Origin of the sequence: Enterococcus viikkiensis (assembly GCF_005405345.1) — a bacterium.
In the GTDB taxonomy this organism is placed as follows: Bacteria; Bacillota; Bacilli; order Lactobacillales; family Enterococcaceae; genus Enterococcus_A; species Enterococcus_A viikkiensis.
On record NZ_BJDW01000016.1, the window covers coordinates 1 to 17,896 of the forward strand.

Below are 17,896 nucleotides of genomic sequence, written 5' to 3' on the forward strand. Positions count from 1 at the left end.
TTTGACAAATAAAAAAGCAAGCTCTCAGGCTTGCTGTTACGCGGTTTATAAAAGACACATGCCGGATCCCACTTAGTGCTGCTTCCTTCCAGACCTGACACAATTCACAGGCCCGGCATTGTCCTGCCTTTCGGCAAAAAATAGTATAACAAACTCTAGTCCATTTGGCTAGTCTTTTTTTTTCGCGCTCGTAGCTGGCGGAAAAAGTTTGTCAAAAGCTGACCACATTCCTCTTCTAAAATACCGCCTTCTACATAGGCGCGATGATTGAAGCGTTCATCGGTCAGCAGATTCATTAACGTGCCTGCAGTTCCACCCTTAGGATCATAAGCTCCAAAATAAACCTCTTCAATCCGTGACAAAATCATGCCACCGCTACACATTGGACAAGGTTCTAACGTAACAAACAGCTGGCAGTCTTCTAAACGCCAATTTTCTAATGCTTTACAGGCTTCACGAATCGCAAACATTTCCGCGTGACTCGTGGCGTCTTGGCTATGCTCTCGCAAATTATGTCCACGTCCGATAATTTCCCCTTGGTAGACGACTACCGCCCCAATCGGCACTTCGGCAATCGCCTCCGCCTGCTTTGCTTCATGGATTGCCGCCCGCATAAAAACGATTTTTTCTTCTTCCGTCAATTGACTTTCTCGTTCCATTTTTTTCCTCGCCTATCGCTCATTGATTAACCTACTTTAGCATATCCGAAAAAAATAAGCAGTAATAAATTTATGCAAGCTACGCCAAAAAAACGATCATCAAGTAATCGCTTAATAGCCACCACTTGATGATCCGTACGACTTTTACATCATTTTATCTACAAAATCCATCAATTTACCTTTCAAGTCTTCGGTCGTATCTTTGATGGACTCCCCGTAGACAGACACACGCTTTTTTCCGCTTTTAATCTTGTCCAAAATACTCATGATGTTATCTAAATCATCATCTGAAAGTTTGTCAACGATTGAAAGCAACGGCTCGTTGCCATCAAACTTATCATTAACAAAACGTTTCACTTTATACCGATTCGAAACATGACGAGCTTTTTCAATTACTTTTCCCGAAGCAATCACGGCTGTCGCTGTACTAGCAGCTACAACAACGCCCACTCCGATTTTGACTTTAGTCGATCTTTTCATGGTATCAGCTCCTTTCTTTCATGATACCACACTCTTAAAATTAACAATAATGAGAGCTACCGGTAAATGAAAGCGCGAACGCAAAAACAGAAAACGAATTGATTTGGCTCATCTACCAGAGGATGGTTTAAAAAAAAGTCACGTCCAAACTCCCTAAGAAGTTTAAACGTGACTTAATTTCTAATCACGACTGCGATTACCACCAAATAGCAGAATCAAACGCAGTAATTGTAAAAAGGTTGCTAAGGCGGCGGCAACATACGTCAAAGCCGCGGCAACTAAAACTTTGCGGGCTGCTGCTAATTCTTCATCATCTAACAGCGCGCCTTCGCGTAAAATACCTAAGGCTCGGCGTGAAGCGTCAAATTCCACCGGCAAGGTCACTAATTGGAATACTAACGCTAGTGAAAAAGCCAAGATTCCAATATTAATCAACGTTTGATTCCAACTCATAAATACACCTAAAATAATCAACGGAAATGATAAAGTTGATCCAATATTTGCGACTGGAACAATCGCTGCCCGCAAACGCAACGGAAAATAATTTTTCGCGTCTTGAACTGCATGCCCACATTCATGGGCCGCGACACCAATCGCTGCTACCGAAGTTGATTGGGCGGTCGCTTCTGAGAGGCTTAGCATTTTATTCCCGCTATTGTAGTTATCCGTCAAATCTCCAGCAATTTGCTGTACACCCACATCATTGATCCCTTGACTGTGCAAGATATATTCTGCCGCCGCGGTTCCAGTTACTCCTTTACGGCTGCGGAAATCATCATATTTCCGAAACGTCGAATTTACATAAGCTGACGCCAGACCTGAGATCACTAAGCCTGCGATGACTAATAAAAACGTGGGATCGAAAAAATTATAAAACATTCCATTCCCATACATAAACATTCTCCTCAAATCAAAGATAAATGACTATTCTAATGAATAGTTTCCTGATTACAGTTTACCATGAAAGCCGTGAATTTTTTATGAATACAACTCTAAGAATCTCTAGCAAACTTACAGTTTCTTAACAAATTCCGATTTTAATTTCATCGGACCGAAGCCGTCGACTTTACAATCAATATTATGATCACCTTCGACTAAACGAATGTTTTTTACTTTGGTTCCTTGCTTGATTGCGCCTGAAGCACCCTTAACTTTCAAATCCTTGATCACGCTGACACTATCACCGTCTTGCAATTGGTTGCCATTGCTGTCTTTCACAACAAGACCTACTTCAACAACCTCATTTTCCGACCATTCGTGCCCACATTCGGGACAAACAAATAAACCGCGATCCTCATACGTATATTCTGATTGACACATAGGACAATTTGGCATGTTCTTCCTCCAATAGTTTTTCTGAATCCTTAGTGTATCGAAAAAAATGCGACTTGAAAAGCTTTTCTCAAACTATTTTAACAACGGATCTTAACGCAAAAAAATAGAAGGCTCCAGAATAATCGGCTCCTTCTATTTACAACTATTCGTTTCCGCGATAATTTTCACACAATGTTTGGATTTTATGATAGATTTCTTGACACATCGCCTGATCTTTCGCATTGGCCCCACTAGCTAACGGATGACCACCGCCGTGATATTGCTTTGCCAGCTCATTAATGACCGGTCCTTTTGATCGTAAGCGAACGCGGTAGTACCCTTCCGGCTGTTCAACAAAGACTGCCCAAGCAAGTACCACATCGATCGTTCCAGGCAGTGGCACGAGGGCTGCCGTATCTGAATCCTTGATGCCATATTTATTCAAAATGGCTTGATCTAAAATCACATAACCCGCACCATTTTCATCAATTTTTAAATTTTGATACAGGTAACCAGAAAGCTTTGCGACTTCCAATGAAACCTGATCGATCTCACGATTCAATTTAGCTGCATCAAATGGATAATCTAGCAGTTTGGCTGCGACTTGCAAGGTATGTGAAGTCGTCGCTGGATATAAAAAGCGGCCTGTATCACCGATAATCCCGCCATATAATAAACGGGCCGCGTTTTTGGTTACAACTAACTCTTCCGCAAATGCCAAATCTGCAATTATTTCGCTACAACTACTAGCTTTAGTATTGACCCACAAAAGATCACCGTAAGGATCATCATTGGGATGATGATCGATCTTAATTAATTTGTCTCCCAGCTTATAGCGTTCATCGCTGATTCTAGGGACATTAGCGGTATCTGTGACAATCACCAACGCGCCTTCATAGAGTTCATCTGCAACCTGATCCATCTCCGCTAAAAAGGCTAGCCCTTCTACTGATCCACCCACTTGGTAAATTTCTTTTTCTGGGAAGGTTGCGCGTAAGATCTCCGCCAAGCCACACTGTGAACCAAGCGCATCTGGGTCAGGGCGCATGTGACGGTGAATCATGATTCGATCATATTGTTTAATCATTGCTACTATTTCTGCTGTAATTGTCATACCATTTCCTCTTTCTAAGAACGCTCCATCACTTGGCATACCACGATCGCTTTCGCCACGATCACATTATCAATGTAGACTTCCAAGTCAACTTTGGCAGAGCGCCGTCCTAATTCTAATGTTCTTGAATGAATCTCAATTTCGCTTTCTAATTGGATTAGACGTAAATAATGTAGGTTCATTTGTTCAATTAAAGTATTTCGCCGTTGATCCATTAGAATACTTCGCTGTGCGACATTTGCCACTAGCTCACTAAGGACCCCAAAAGAAATCGTGCCAACACTGTTGACCATCTGAGGCGTAACTTCAAATTTGAAGTACGGTTTTTCCAGTGGATTATCCTCGCGATCTGTATCAACTGTCACAATGTCACCAACAACTTGATCCGAGATCGTATTTGACATTTGCGGCTGGCGTTGAACTAACTGCATGGCCTTCATTACGTCTTGACGACTGACCATCCCCACTAGCGAAAGATCATCCTTGACTACCGGCATCATTTCAAGTCCATCCCAGATCATTTGGTGACTGACTGATGCCACACTCATACTAGGCTTCACAACATTCGGATCCCGTGTCATCACCCGATCAATCATTTGACTATCCGCTTTTCCTAAAACATCCTTCGCCGTCACTACTCCTAAAAGCCGCATACTTTTATTCACCACAGGAAAACGTGAATGACCCGTTTTTTCCGATAGGCGATGGTAGTTGGAGATCGTGTCGCCCGCCTGTAAATAAACGGTTTTCTCCAAAGGCATATAAATATCACTGACTTGCATAATATCTTTTTTGATCAATTGATCGCTTAAGGCCCTATTAATCATCGTCGCTACAGTGAACGAATCATAGGTTGTACTTAAAACCGGCAATTCTAAGTCATCGGCAAGTTGTGCAATCTCAGGTGTTGTATCAAATCCCCCAGTAATCAGCACCGCAGCACCATCTTGTAACGCTAATTTTTGCGCCCCTTCCCGATTTCCGATGATCAATAAAGAGCCGGGCGTAATATAGCGTCGCATGGCATCCTCAGTCATGGCACCGATAACAAATTTATTCAAATCCTTATCCAGTCCGTTGGATCCGCCTAAAACATCGCCTTCGATAATCCGTACAACTTCCCCAAAAGTCAGTCGTTCGATATTTTTCTTTAGCTTTCGTTCGATTCGGATCGTTCCTACTCGTTGAATCGTTGAGACCAAACCAATATTCTCCGCGTCCTTAATCGCCCGATAAGCCGTCCCTTCACTAACGCCTAAATTTTTCGCGATACTGCGGACAGAGATACGCTCGCCCACAGGCAAATTTTCAATATGTTCTAAAATCAGATCGTGTTTTGTCGCCATAGTTACCTCCCGATTTAAAATTTATCTATTATAATAGTACAGCTAAGCAAAACTAGTATAACAGAGTCCTTTAAAAAAAAGAAGTCAACCGTTACCATTCACGTAACAATCCACTTCTTTTGTACTATTGAGCTGTTTAATTCACTGCCCTTTTTCTAAACCGGAACAGTGAAATCATCAAAGCAATGACACAGATCGCTAAAGAGGCTATAAAAGTTACTCGCATGCCGAAGATAAAAATATCTGGCCGATTCGTGATATAGGTTGTCACCCGTTGACCGTAAGACGCACTCATCCCGCTATATAGAATCGTTGTCGATAATGCAATCCCGATAACCATCCCTAAATTACGAGCAAAGGAGTTCAAACTACCGGCAACCCCCAGATTTTCTTTTTCAACGCTGCTCATAACGATCGTATTGTTGGGCGATTGGAACAATGCATTGCCCATTCCCATGATCGCCGTTGCTAAAACATAGTACCAGATCGGACTTGTTTGATTCATAAAAACATACATTAATTGAGTGATAGACAGCAGCAACAATCCTAGTAAAACCAATCTTTGCGGTCCAATTTTATCTGTCAAATAGCCGCTAAGCGGGGAGCCAATAACCATCAAAAAAGGGAAAACCATCATCAATAAACCAGCGTAACTGGCAGTTAAACCGCGTGCATCTTGCAAATAGAATGGCATGACGACATTCACAAAAAAATTGGCCGAAAAAATCAACAGCGCCGTAATCAAACTCATAGTAAACAACTTATTTCGCAAAATACTGAAAACCAAAAGAGGGTTCTCCTTCCGCTTTTCCACTTGTAAAAATGAGAAAAAAAAGATCCCCGCGATGACAAATAAAAGCAGCGGTAGTTGATGAATGTACCCTACCTCTTGACCAATAAAGACAGCTCCAAAGAAGCTCATGATCGTCATGGCAAATGTTACAAAACCTAGCCAATCGATTTTCTTCTTCGACATCGTAATATCTTTTGGTAAAAATTTTTCACCGATTAAGATCGTCAGAATGCCGACAGGAACGTTAATCCAAAATATATAGGACCAAGAAAAATGAGCTAGGATCAATCCACCGATCCCCGGCCCGGCAATCGAACCTAATGACACAAAGGCACCAATCGCACCTAACGCTCGTCCCCGCTCATTCATAGGGAACACTTCGGTGGTAATACCGGTATTTGTCGCCATCGTCATACTGGCACCGATCCCTTGAATCACCCGCCCAAAGAGTAGCATTGTTAAAGAATGATTGAAACCACACAAAAGTGAACCTACAGTGAAAATCACGGTTCCAATTCGATAGACCTTGATCTTGCCAAAGCTGTCACCAACTTTCCCAAAAAGTAGCAAACAGGCACAGACAACCATCAAATAAATCGAGACAACCCATTCTGCTTTGTTCATCGGTACGACCAAATCTTTGGAGATCGTTGGCAAGGCAATATTTACAATACTGGAATCTAAGGTAGACATGAAGGTAAACATCGCCACTGAGACTAAAATCCACCAGCGATTTTTTTGAACTACCGGATCTTCTTGATATGTTTTCATTAATGCATTTCCCTCCACTAAAAAACGATTACTTGTATGAATACTCTTTTTCTCTGACGTCCACAAAAGTCAACGTGTAAAAATGAACCATAGCTAGTTTACTGGATTCCTTTAAGAAAAAGCAAATCAAAAAAAAACGAGAGATTACTCTCCCGCTCTTCCTGTATATTTTCCGTCTTCACGATCTTCGAAAGTCATGAAATAGCCATTCGTAATTCTTGTTTCATAAACGTGATGGCAATTAGGACATTCAACCGGCATCGCTTCTTTCGGATGCTCCTGAACATTCAATACTTCATCAACAAAAAAATGGGTGCCACAGTTTGGACACTTTAATGGTTTTTCTAACATTTGACCAGCCCTCTCTAACAATTCTTCTTCTCTTATCATACTCCTTTTTCTCAAAAAAATTGAGTGGAAAGTATTAAAAAACTTCTCAAGTCCGTGGTGACTTGAGAAGTTTGAGCTTTTCGTCTATTTACGACGACCACGACGCTGATTTGCTTCCATGATCACTGGTAAGATCACCGGACGACGTTTTGTTTGTTCAAACAAGTAACGACTTAAATGATCGCGAATATCTTGTTTCAATTTGCTCCATTCAAAATCATCGGAATGCAAATGCTTTTCAACAATCTCGCTGGTCGCTTCTGCACTCTCTTTGATCAAATCACGGCTAGCCTTGATATAAACAAACCCGCGCGACGTAATTTGCGGAGCTGAGACAATTTTTTTCAGTCTACGATCGATCGTCACCACGATGACAAAAATACCGTCATCGGATAAGACTTTACGATCCCGTAAGACAATATTCCCAATATCTCCAACACCGATCCCATCAATCATGATATTATCAGCTGGAACACTGCCTGCGGTACTCATATGTTTGTTTTTATATTCCAATACATCCCCGCGACCAGTAATAAAAATATCTTTGAACGGAATTCCCAGTTCATTGGCCAAGCTTGCGTGAGCCGCTAATTGACGGTATTCTCCTTGGACTGGAATAAAATATTTCGGTGCCATAAAGCTCATCATCAATTGTAAATCTCGCGGATTGGCATGACCAGAAACCCGTAAGTTTTCAGAGATGCTCTTGACGATTCCCCCTGCTCGATAGATCATGTCTTCCGTTTTTGCTACCGTTGTTTCCATAGCAATCGTTGGAGTAGTCGTGATATAAACTAAATCCCCCTCTTCGATCTTCACATTGCGATGAGATCCATTCGCCATTTTCTGTAAGGACTTAATTGGCTCACCCATCCGACCAGTTTCTAATATAATCAATTCTTCTGGCTGATATTTTTTCATTTCTTTGATAGTCACTAAAATATCTTCTGGCACTTCTAACTTCTTTAAGCGCATCGCAGTTTTAATGATGCGATCCAAGTCTTGCCCGGTCAAGACAACTTTGCGGCCTGCTTTTTCAGCAGCATTCAAGATTTGTTGAATCCGTTGTAAATTACTTGCGACAGAAGCGACGATGATCCGACCATTCCATTCATTAATGGTGTCATAAACCTCGCCAGCAATTTCCCGCTCAGAAGCGACTTGAATCGCATTCTCTGCATTTGATGATGAACTTAATAAGGCTAGTACACCTTCTGAACCAATCTCGGCTAAACGACGATAGTTCGTCGCATACATCGGAATTGCTGTTGGATCGAATTTGAAATCCCCCGTGTAAACAATACTTCCTTCATCCGTCTTCAAACTAATCCCCACCGAATCAGGAATCGTGTGTGTTGTTCGGAAGAAGCTGATTACTGCGGTACCGAAATCAATTTCGGTATGCTCATCAATCACGTGGAAATCCTTAAAGCCTTTGCTTTCTTCATTTTGATCTACGTTTAGTTTTGCCAATTCAATCGTCAACTCAGTCCCAAAAACCGGCACAGCCACTTCTGACACCAAATAGGGTAAGGCCCCGATCGCATCTGCATGCCCATGCGTTAAAAAGACTCCCGCAACCCGCTCTGCATTTTCAATTAAATAGGTAAAATCAGGAATCACAACATCGATCCCTAACAGTTCATTTTCTGGATATTTCAGTCCGCAATCTAGGACAAAAATATCATTATCCACTTCAACCGCATACATGTTTTTACCATTTTCACGTACACCGCTGAAAGGAATTATTTTGATTGTACTCAAAATATCCACCTCTCTAGTTCTCTTTTATTTATGTTCTCTTTCGTCTCAGCGTGCTCAGACCCCGAAATCAGTACGGTCTGTGCCAATACTCATAAGCTATTATACATGATTTTTTCTGAAAAACCATTGATTAAAGAAAGGCTTCATGAACTCGTTGGCCTTTTGCCAGTTCTGCTGCACACTTTAGCGAGAAAAGAAAAAGCTTATGACTGAACTCAGTCATAAGCTAGATTTGATTATTCAAATAGGCCCATCTCATACATCGTCTCGGCAATCTGCAAAGAATTCCAAGCAGCGCCTTTTAATAAATTATCAGAGACAACCCACAAATGAACACCTTTTTCTTCATCTGGATCTTTGCGAATGCGACCCACGAAGGTTTCTTTTTTTCCGACACTATTTAAAGCTTGCGGATAAATTTGTTGGCTCGGATCATCTTCCAGAACTGCGCCAGGTGCCTTAGCAATCAGCGCTTTGATTTCTTCTACTGTTGCGGTTTTTTCCGTTTCAATGTAAACCGACTCCGAGTGTCCCGTAATTACAGGAATTCGAACACACGTCGCAGAGACGTTAATGCCGTCAGCCGCCATGATTTTCTTCGTTTCATTGATCATCTTCCACTCTTCGTTCGTATAGCCTGCTTCAGCAAAGACATCAATTTGCGGCAACGCGTTAAAAGCAAGCGGGTAATGTTTCTTATCCCCACCGCTAGGTAAAATATCTGCTGTCCATTCACTTACTGGTTTCTCTGCTAAATACTCCCTAGTCTGTTGTTTCAATTCTTCCACTGCTTGATTTCCCGCTCCCGACACCGCTTGATAAGTGGAAACAATGACTCGTTTTAAGCCAAAGACTTGGCGGATCGGTTCTAAGGCCACCATCATTTGAATCGTTGAACAATTCGGATTTGCGATAATTCCGTGGTGCTCCCTTAAAGCCTCAGGATTGACCTCAGGAACGACCAATGGCACTTCCGGGTCCATCCGAAAATGACTCGTATTGTCTACCACGACTGCCCCACGTTTTACAGCTTCCGGAGCAAACTTCGCTGAAATCCCACCGCCGGCTGAAAACAACGCTAAATCGATTTCCTCGAAAGAATCCGCTACTAATTCTTCAATCGTTTGGGGCTCTCCTTTAAATGAAAGTTGCTTACCGGCTGAACGTTTGGAAGCTAACAATTTTACCACTCCCAATGGTAATGAACTGTCTTCTAGCATTTTAATCATTTGTGTTCCTACAGCACCCGTCGCACCGACAATCGCAACATTCATTTTTCTCATCATAATCACTCTTTCGCTTCACATTTTTTTAATATTCTACCACAATCCCTCTGAAACGCAAGAAGCGTTTATCCCCCTTCGTTTAAATCTTTATAATTAGAAAAATTCTTTAACTATTTTTCAGTGTCAGCATTTTTAACTTCCTTTTTGAAATAATTAGATCTATTTAATAAACATAAAACAACTTTATTAGCCAAAATATTGTAAAATAAATTAAAAAAACACGTTTTTTTGAATATTTTTATTGTGGTTTTCTAATAAAAGATTTAGAATTAATATGTAAACGTTATTCACAGGAGGCCACTATGGATGTTAACGGGTATATCATTAGACAAAAGCGCGAGAAAGAAAAACTGAATAAAGACGCCTTTGAAACGATTTGCTCCTCAACTGATTTGGAAGTGATCGAAGAGACCAGCGAAGGTATTTTAGAGGTTATTTTAGATCTTTGCAAAACATTAGAGATTCCTTATCAACAGGCTTTTCCAGAACGTATTCTTTTAGTAGAAAATTCTTTATTAAATATTGTTCGCGGTCTACATTTACGCCAGCAATATTCAGCCGTCTTACATTTATTAGATACCTTTGGTAAAAGAATAGATTATCAGAATCCTCGTATCGTGGGCCACCTAATGTATTTCCGTGCCTACGCAAATTTATTCGGCAACCAAGACCCACAAAAGGCCATCCATTATTTTCAACGAGCCTACACCTTTTTTCATGATGAGCGACGCTATGAACTATTGGTTTTGAAAGGCTTAGCCACTTGTTATCAAGCAAATGAAGAAAATAAGCGCGCGCGTATCTTTTTTGAGCGCGTCAAACACATGGAGGATGAAATGAAAACTCAAAAACAGTTAGGCCCATCTTATTATCAAGCTGCTTGCTTCTTCGCTGATCGAGGCAATCCAGAGAAAGCACGTGCTATTTGCGATGAAGGCATCGAAACGTTATTGGAAGTCAACATGACAGACGGCTTAGAAGAGCTTTACTTTGAAAAAGCGATCATTCAAGACGACCAGAGAGAACAAATCGAATTATTGAAACAAGCGGATTATTACGCGAAGCTAAATGAAAACCTTAGTTTAAAACAATTGATCAACGAAAAATTGAATAGAATTTAAAAAAAACACTGAGACAGGTTCGATTTTTACTACCCGTCTCAGTGTTTTTAATGCCTAATCGTTATTCAGCGACACTCGTACTCTTTTCAGTATTCTTAACCCCGCGGATTTTTGCCGGCTTATCCGGATGATAAAAAATCATGTACAGTACCGCTACGATTATCGGGATGACTGCACAAAAGATATACAAGTGCTGATATGAACCAAGTATTCCTTTTATACCACCTAAGAAGTACGGACCCACACCAAGTCCTAAATCAAGACCAATGAAGTACGTAGATAAAGCCACTCCGATTCGTGCCTTATCAACTAATTTTAAAGTAACTGCTTGACCATTAGCCATAAATGTTCCATAGCCCAGGCCGATAAATGCACCTGCGATCAGCAGAATTGGTGCATTATTAGCGATAGCCAAAAGAATGAGACCAATCGTTAAACAGATAAAACTTGGGTACATCACCGCATTTTCCCCATGCTTATCAAAAATTTTGCCTGACATCGGTCTTGTCAGTGTTACTACCAATGCATAGACAACAAAGAAGAAAGCCCCTGTTGTAGCTAAGTGTAATTGATCGGCATAAATTGATAAAAAGCCTAAGACACTTGAATAGGCTATCCCAATCAGAAATGCTATTCCAGCAATGAATACTACTTTTAACTCAATAAAACTTTCTAAACTAAAGGTATTAATTTTTGCTCGATGTTCTTCCGATAAAACAATATTGCTGACATCAAATTTTAAGCACGCAAGCAAAGTAATAAAGGCAAGTACCACTGCAAGGATAATGATGGCTTTGAAGCCGACTAACGGTAAAAGTAGCAACCCGATAAAGGGACCGATGGCGGCAGCCAAACTGGTACTCAATCCGTAGTAATTGATTCCTTCTCCGTATTTAGCTTCCGGAATATAAGCCGTAACAATCGCATTGGCTGCCGTAGAAACCGCCCCGTAACCAAATCCATTCAGAAAACGAACGCCGTCTAAAATTAGAATATTGCTGCTGATTAAATAAGCTGCTGTTGTAATCAGGTAAAACAATGCACCGTAGCGTAAGACCGCTCGACGACCGAATAATTCCAATTTTTTTCCAATGTATAAACGTGCCAATAAGGTTCCAATGATATAAATTCCTACTGCAAAACCAGCTTGGGCTGTTGATGCGCCTAAGCTTTGCGTCGCATATTTAGCCGTGATTACAACAAAACAATAGTAAACTAAAAATACGACAAAATTGATCAATGTAATCGTAATAAATCCTTTATTAAATAGCTTTTCTTTTTCTTTAATTGTCATTCCCTACTTTCGTCTAATACGCGAAGCTTTCACTTAATTTTTTTAAATCAGAAATTTTTTCTGCGACTTTGTTATAATTCGACGGATACCGGTCGACTGCTTGGCTAACAAACAAGTCCCGGGTATGATCAAACTCTTCTAAAAAAGCATCATAGCGATCATTTTGTTCTCGTAGTTCCTCGCTTCTTAACATTAAGGCATTTTGATACGCATCGTTTAAAAAAATCAACACTGCTTCTTTATCAAACCGAACCTTATAAGCTGATTCCAACCGTTCGATCATTGCGTATGTCCATTTGTTCATAGATAACCACTCCTTATAATTCCAAACATTCTAGCGACTAGAATAGTTGGTTTGTTTGACTTACCTGACCGATTATACGGATAAAAAGAAAAGAAAAAATCAGTTTTCATATTAGGAAAAGTCTTTGCAAAATCCTAGCAAAAAAAGACATTAACATTTGTTAATATCTTTTCTATACATATTTTTTTATAAAACTAATCTGTGCATATGATATGATAATCTCAGCAAACAACGGAAGGAATACAGAAAAGTTGAATAATATAGCCTTAACAGACTACTTAGCACAAAAAAATTTCCCTATCGTCACGAAAGAATACAAAAAATATTTACTCTATGAAGGAATTCAAGATCACCACGTCTACATTTTAAAGAGTGGCGTGATCAAAACCAGTGTCATCTCAAAAGACGGCAGAGAATTCAATTTAGAATACATTAACGATCTCGAAGTAGTCTCAATATTAAAGGACGAATATTCTCAATTTATCGACGCTCCCTTCAATATTCGCGTAGAATCACCCAAAGCAGAACTTTATCAAATCGATCGTGTCGAATTTTGGAAAGACATTAATCAGAATTTTGATCTGCAAATTTATGTTAAAAACTATTATCGTGAACGTCTGATGAAATCCATGAAGCGTACTCAGCAAATGCTGATGAATGGGAAATTCGGCGCCGTTTGTACCCAAATCTATGATTTATATGACAAATTTGGAATTGAAGTACATGAAGGGGTTTTGATTGATTTTGTTGTCACAAATGAAGATATTGCCCATTTTTGCGGGATCAATGCGGCAAGTAGTGTCAGCCGTATCATGAATCAGTTAAAGAGTTGTGGCGCAATAAAGATGCACAACCGAAAAATATTAGTTAAAAATATTGAATTAATTAAGGACAATATTATTTTTTAAAGATACTTATACAAAAAAAGTTCAACCAGAATAACGCTCCTAAAACTAGACAATAAGAGGAGCATTTCTTGGTTGAACTTTTTAAATCTCCGTTCCGTATTCCACTGGCTTATCAAATTCTCCCGGCGCTTCATCATAACTATGTCCATAAATAAAAACCGGCATCCCAATAAAACTATATTTAGATATTTTTGCCATTTCAACCTTGGGTATGTTGACGCAGCCATAGCTCCCTAAATCCGTTTTGAACGCACCCGGTTGCCCAAAATAGTTCCGCTTATGGTCTGTGTCATGAAGGCCAATTTCCGTAATGGTCTGTCCATAGCTTAGTAACGGCAGCCAATAATCAACCGGTACACTGTACGTGCCATCGCCAGTCGTCAATACCCCACTCAAATCGACATTCCGCCGTTTATCCATGATTGTATGAAACCCTGGAACCGTAGCGGTACCTTTAGCGTAACGGCCAGTAATTACATCCGTCTCAACCACTATCTCGCCTTTGTTAAAGCAATACATTTTTTGATTGTCTAAGTCCACTTCTACATAATTCTGAGTGATGTGCAATGGCTGCTTTTTCGTTTCCCCTTGAATGACCAGCGAAATTTCACTGGTCTTTGGCTCTTTCAATTCTTCTCGCATTTTTTTTGCTGATTGTTTGATGTCAATAAACCAACCGTAGTTCCCAACATTTTTATAGCGCAGCGTTTGCCCATGAACATTCGTAAAGGTTACCTTTTTGTAAATTGTTGAATATTCTTTTTCCAAATTCGCCACCCATTGAGTGATCTGCGCGTCATCAAAATTTCCTTGGTCATCGATCAGCCCAATCACTATCGGTGGCGTCACAGGAATCTTTTTTTTAGTCACTTTCACGTTAATTTTTCGATCAGTCAATGCTTGGAGTTTCTGAAGGACTTTCTTTTTTTCTAAGTCTTTAGTCGTTACTTCTGCTTTGTGATAAAAGTCGCTCAAGGCATATTCTGCCCGTAATTCACCCTTCTTCAGGTCTTTCCATAATTTCTTTTTGATGTGTGATGAATCGATGGCGTTCCCCTTTTTTTCCGGTTGAATAGTAAACTTTTTATTTTGATAAATGACCTTCGCGTTTCCCGCCATTTTCCCGGACGGAAAAGTTGTCTGGTTGACGGCGTCAATCACTCGTTTTTGTGCATCTTTTTTTATCGGCAGACTAAGCTGTCCTTTACGAATATTCTTTTTTAGATAGTCATTAGTTATTGAATACGGTGTAATAAGTTGAATGCTTCGCGTTTGCTTTTTCTCAACCATTTTTATTTCTACTTGTTTCGTTTCTGCTTTTACTTTTGCTGCCGCCTTACTAACTGAAAGTCCGCCTACTTCAACATTCGCCACGGTCGAACCAAAGAAGAAATGCGAGCCAAAATACAGATAGATTAACCAAAAAAACATCATTGCCCCCGCAACGATCCCAACAATCACCAACACCCGTTTATTTTCATACTCCTCCAATCATATTCACCCGCTTTATGTCCATTAATTATTCCTATTATAAAACGAACGAGCTTTATTTTATTCAAAAATCTTAATAATTAATATTATTTAGTATTTTTGGTAAAAAAAAAACGATTTTGAATCTGCTATGAGATTCAAAATCGCTTTTTAAAATTTACTTCATACAAAACTGGTTATTACATCTTTGTGTGGTCTGTCCGTGAAATCACGTCACGACGTTGTTCTGGTGTTAAGTCGCGGAATTTAACCGCATAACCTGATACTCGGATCGTGAAATTAGCATATTTTGGATTGTCGATATCTTTATCCATTTCTTCCAACAATTCACGGCCAAAGACATTGACATTCAAGTGGTAACCGCCTTTGTCAAAATAGCCATCTAAAACTTGACGTAAATTATCCACTTGCATCGCTTCATCATCTGTCCGGCCTAAGGCACCTGGGTTGATGGTTTGGGTATCAGAAATACCGTCTTGTGCGCAAGAATAATTTAATTTTGCTGTCGAGTTCAATGAAGCCAATAAGCCATTTTTCTCGCCTAAGAATTTGCCATCTTGATAACTTGGATTCGCACCTGGTGCCAATGGCTTACCAGCACGACGTCCGTCTGGAGTATTCCCAGTATTTTTACCATAAACCACATTTGAAGTGATGGTCAACAATGACAAGGTTGGTGTTGATTCACGGTACGTATGTTGACGTTTGATTTGCGTCATGAAGTACTCAAGAATCCAGTTCGCCATTTCATCCGCTTCGTCGTTGTCATTTCCGTAAGTTGGGAATTCATTTTGTGGCACATAATCAATCGCTAAGCCATTTTCATCACGGATTACTTTTACATTCCCGTGTTTAATCGCCATTAATGAATCTGTCGCATGAGAAATACCAGCGATCCCCGTTGCGAAAGTCCGTTTCAAGTCTGTATCCATTAAGGCTAATTGTGGTGCTTCATACGCGTATTTATCATGCATGTAGTGAATCACGTTTAAGGTGTTCACGTATAATTCAGCTAACCAATCCAAAACATCCTTGTAGCTATCCATAAATTGGTTGAAGTCGATGCTGTCGCCTTCTAACGGACGGAAACGCGGCCCAACTTGCATCTTAGTCATTTCGTCAACGCCACCATTGATCGCGTATAGCACTGCTTTGGCTAAGTTGGCACGGGCGCCGAAAAATTGCATATCTTTCCCAATCACTGTTGCAGACACACAACAAGCGATCGCTGCGTCATCTGAGCCCCAGTGTTGACGTAATAAATCATCGTTTTCTAATTGGATCGAAGAGCTTTCCTTCGCAACTTTTGCTGCATAAGTACGGAAACCTTCTGGTAAATGAGACGAATATAAAACCGTCAAGTTTGGTTCTGGTGAAGGCCCCATATTTGTCAAAGTGTGTAAGATCCGGAAATCATTCTTCGTTACTAATGAAGAGCCGTCCATATTCATCCCTGCTAATGACAGTGTCGCCCAAATTGGATAACCTGAGAATAACTGGTTGTACTCAGGCGTCCGAGCAAATTTCACCATACGTAATTTCATGATCAAATGGTCAATCATTTCTTGTGCTTCAAATTCTGTGATCACGCCATTGTTTAAATCCCGTTGGATATAAATATCTAAGAAGGCAGAGATCCGACCAATTGACATTGCCGCACCATTTTGTGATTTAATTGCCGCAAGATACCCAAAGTATAACCATTGGATTGCTTCTTGTGCGTTAGCCGCTGGTTTTGAAATATCGTAGCCGTAGCTGGCAGCCATTTCTTTCATTTCTAGCAATGCGCGATATTGTTCAGAAACTTCTTCACGTAATTGGATCACGTCGTTTGTCATAACTTTGCTGCCGACATTTTTCCAATCTTTTTTCTTTTCTTTCATTAAGAAATCAATGCCGTATAATGCAACACGACGGTAGTCACCAATGATTCGACCGCGGCCGTAAGCATCTGGTAAACCAGTAATAATTTTGTTTTTACGCGCTAAACGCATTTCATCTGTATAAGCATCAAACACTCCTTGGTTGTGTGTTTTGCGCCATTTATTGAAAATGAATGACATTTCGTCGTCCACGTCATAGCCATTTGATTCTAATGCTTTGTTGGCCATATTAATACCACCAAAAGGCATGAATGCTTGTTTCAATGGTACATCTGTTTGTAAGCCAACAATTTTTTCTTCTTCTTTAATCAAGTAGCCGGGTGCATGAGAAGTAATCGTTGCAGGAACATCACTATCCATATCGTACACGCCATTTTTTTTATGTTGTACTTCAAATAGTTCTTGTAGTTTTTCCCATAATTTTTCCGTACTTGGTGCTGCGGCTTCTAAAAAGCTGTCATCACCTTTGTACTCTGTATAATTTCGTTTAATAAAATCTAGCGTATTAACCTCATGCTGCCAACGTCCTTCGTTAAATCCTTCCCAAGGTGAAGTTGTTTGTTTAACAGTTTTATCCATTGTAGTAGTTTCCATAAGAACACTCCTTTGTTAAATAGTTTCAAGCTAATTTAAAATGATTATAACAAAGGTAACAGTTTTAAGAAAGGGCTTTTTTACTCTCTGTATACCGGAAAATCTTTTAAAATAATGACGGTTATTCTAATTTTAACTATCTTCTGTTATAGTTTTCACTATAACAGAAGACGTAATTGAGAAAGACAGAATCTCATTGAACGTCTCTTTTGCTCATCAAAACACATTTCCCTGACAGAGGTAAAACCAAAAAACAGATGACTGCTACAGAAGCGTTTGTGAATCTTATAAACCACAAACTCTCATAAAAAGAAAAAAAGATTTAAGAAAATTTAATCTCATTATTCTAGTACTTCCTTCTAATTCACTAAAAATGCAAAAATA

The 17,896-nt window shown here is 39.9% G+C and carries 16 protein-coding genes and 1 other RNA gene; 2 read left to right on the forward strand and 15 right to left on the reverse strand.

Translation table 11 applies throughout. The features are described from left to right. Window positions 1-45: 45 nt before the first annotated feature. The 11 genes from ffs to FFM67_RS08810 all read right to left on the reverse strand — a co-directional run bounded on the left by ffs (window position 46) and on the right by FFM67_RS08810 (window position 9,914). An RNA gene (ffs, locus tag FFM67_RS08760) (signal recognition particle sRNA small type) lies at window positions 46-128 on the reverse strand. Window positions 129-155: 27 nt separating this feature from the next. Continuing rightward, window positions 156-659, reverse strand: a complete 504-nt coding sequence (gene tadA, locus FFM67_RS08765) for a tRNA adenosine(34) deaminase TadA (protein ID WP_137614193.1) — start codon at window positions 657-659, stop codon at window positions 156-158. A 144-nt stretch (window positions 660-803) separates the two neighbouring features. Next, the gene (locus tag FFM67_RS08770) at window positions 804-1,139 is read right to left on the reverse strand and encodes a hypothetical protein (protein WP_137614194.1); all 336 of its coding nucleotides are present in this window, start codon (window positions 1,137-1,139) and stop codon (window positions 804-806) included. Between the two features lie 180 nt (window positions 1,140-1,319). Next, window positions 1,320-2,033 carry a zinc metallopeptidase gene (locus tag FFM67_RS08775; RefSeq protein ID WP_137614195.1) on the reverse strand — a complete coding sequence of 238 codons (714 nt, stop codon included), beginning with the start codon at window positions 2,031-2,033 and terminating at the stop codon, window positions 1,320-1,322. A gap of 117 nt (window positions 2,034-2,150) precedes the next feature. After that, window positions 2,151-2,474: a zinc ribbon domain-containing protein YjdM gene (locus FFM67_RS08780; RefSeq protein WP_137614196.1), complete on the reverse strand. Its 324-nt coding sequence runs from the start codon at window positions 2,472-2,474 to the stop codon at window positions 2,151-2,153. Window positions 2,475-2,616: 142 nt separating this feature from the next. Beyond that, the gene (locus FFM67_RS08785; protein ID WP_137614197.1) at window positions 2,617-3,567 is read right to left on the reverse strand and encodes a DHH family phosphoesterase; all 951 of its coding nucleotides are present in this window, start codon (window positions 3,565-3,567) and stop codon (window positions 2,617-2,619) included. A 14-nt stretch (window positions 3,568-3,581) separates the two neighbouring features. After that, window positions 3,582-4,913, reverse strand: coding sequence for a DRTGG domain-containing protein (locus tag FFM67_RS08790; RefSeq protein ID WP_071861494.1), 1,332 nt, complete (start codon window positions 4,911-4,913; stop codon window positions 3,582-3,584). Between the two features lie 136 nt (window positions 4,914-5,049). Beyond that, the gene (locus FFM67_RS08795) at window positions 5,050-6,477 is read right to left on the reverse strand and encodes an MFS transporter (RefSeq protein ID WP_137614198.1); all 1,428 of its coding nucleotides are present in this window, start codon (window positions 6,475-6,477) and stop codon (window positions 5,050-5,052) included. A gap of 144 nt (window positions 6,478-6,621) precedes the next feature. Beyond that, window positions 6,622-6,867 carry an MJ0042-type zinc finger domain-containing protein gene (locus FFM67_RS08800; protein WP_246042965.1) on the reverse strand — a complete coding sequence of 82 codons (246 nt, stop codon included), beginning with the start codon at window positions 6,865-6,867 and terminating at the stop codon, window positions 6,622-6,624. Between the two features lie 84 nt (window positions 6,868-6,951). Continuing rightward, on the reverse strand, window positions 6,952-8,631 hold the full coding sequence (locus FFM67_RS08805; protein WP_137614199.1) for a ribonuclease J: 1,680 nt from the start codon (window positions 8,629-8,631) through the stop codon (window positions 6,952-6,954). A 236-nt stretch (window positions 8,632-8,867) separates the two neighbouring features. Then, entirely contained in the window at window positions 8,868-9,914 is a 1,047-nt protein-coding gene (locus FFM67_RS08810; protein ID WP_137614200.1) for an aspartate-semialdehyde dehydrogenase, read from the reverse strand. A gap of 305 nt (window positions 9,915-10,219) precedes the next feature. On the opposite strand from FFM67_RS08810, the gene FFM67_RS08815 reads away from it, so the two are divergent. Continuing rightward, window positions 10,220-11,038 (forward strand): hypothetical protein, encoded by an 819-nt coding sequence (locus FFM67_RS08815; RefSeq protein ID WP_137614201.1) that lies wholly within the window; start codon window positions 10,220-10,222, stop codon window positions 11,036-11,038. Window positions 11,039-11,099: 61 nt separating this feature from the next. Here the strand turns inward: FFM67_RS08815 and FFM67_RS08820 are convergent, their stop codons facing one another. After that, complete coding sequence (locus tag FFM67_RS08820) at window positions 11,100-12,332, reverse strand: MFS transporter (protein WP_137614202.1); 1,233 nt, start codon at window positions 12,330-12,332, stop codon at window positions 11,100-11,102. Window positions 12,333-12,345: 13 nt separating this feature from the next. Next, on the reverse strand, window positions 12,346-12,636 hold the full coding sequence (locus tag FFM67_RS08825; protein WP_170178019.1) for a hypothetical protein: 291 nt from the start codon (window positions 12,634-12,636) through the stop codon (window positions 12,346-12,348). A 251-nt stretch (window positions 12,637-12,887) separates the two neighbouring features. On the opposite strand from FFM67_RS08825, the gene FFM67_RS08830 reads away from it, so the two are divergent. Continuing rightward, window positions 12,888-13,544 (forward strand): Crp/Fnr family transcriptional regulator, encoded by a 657-nt coding sequence (locus FFM67_RS08830; RefSeq protein ID WP_137614203.1) that lies wholly within the window; start codon window positions 12,888-12,890, stop codon window positions 13,542-13,544. A gap of 81 nt (window positions 13,545-13,625) precedes the next feature. Here FFM67_RS08830 and FFM67_RS08835 read toward each other — a convergent pair whose 3' ends face one another. Next, the gene (locus tag FFM67_RS08835) at window positions 13,626-15,035 is read right to left on the reverse strand and encodes a L,D-transpeptidase (RefSeq protein ID WP_246042966.1); all 1,410 of its coding nucleotides are present in this window, start codon (window positions 15,033-15,035) and stop codon (window positions 13,626-13,628) included. 179 nt (window positions 15,036-15,214) lie between these two features. Continuing rightward, on the reverse strand, window positions 15,215-17,512 hold the full coding sequence (pflB, locus tag FFM67_RS08840) for a formate C-acetyltransferase (protein WP_371851581.1): 2,298 nt from the start codon (window positions 17,510-17,512) through the stop codon (window positions 15,215-15,217). Between the last annotated feature and the right edge of the window lie 384 nt (window positions 17,513-17,896).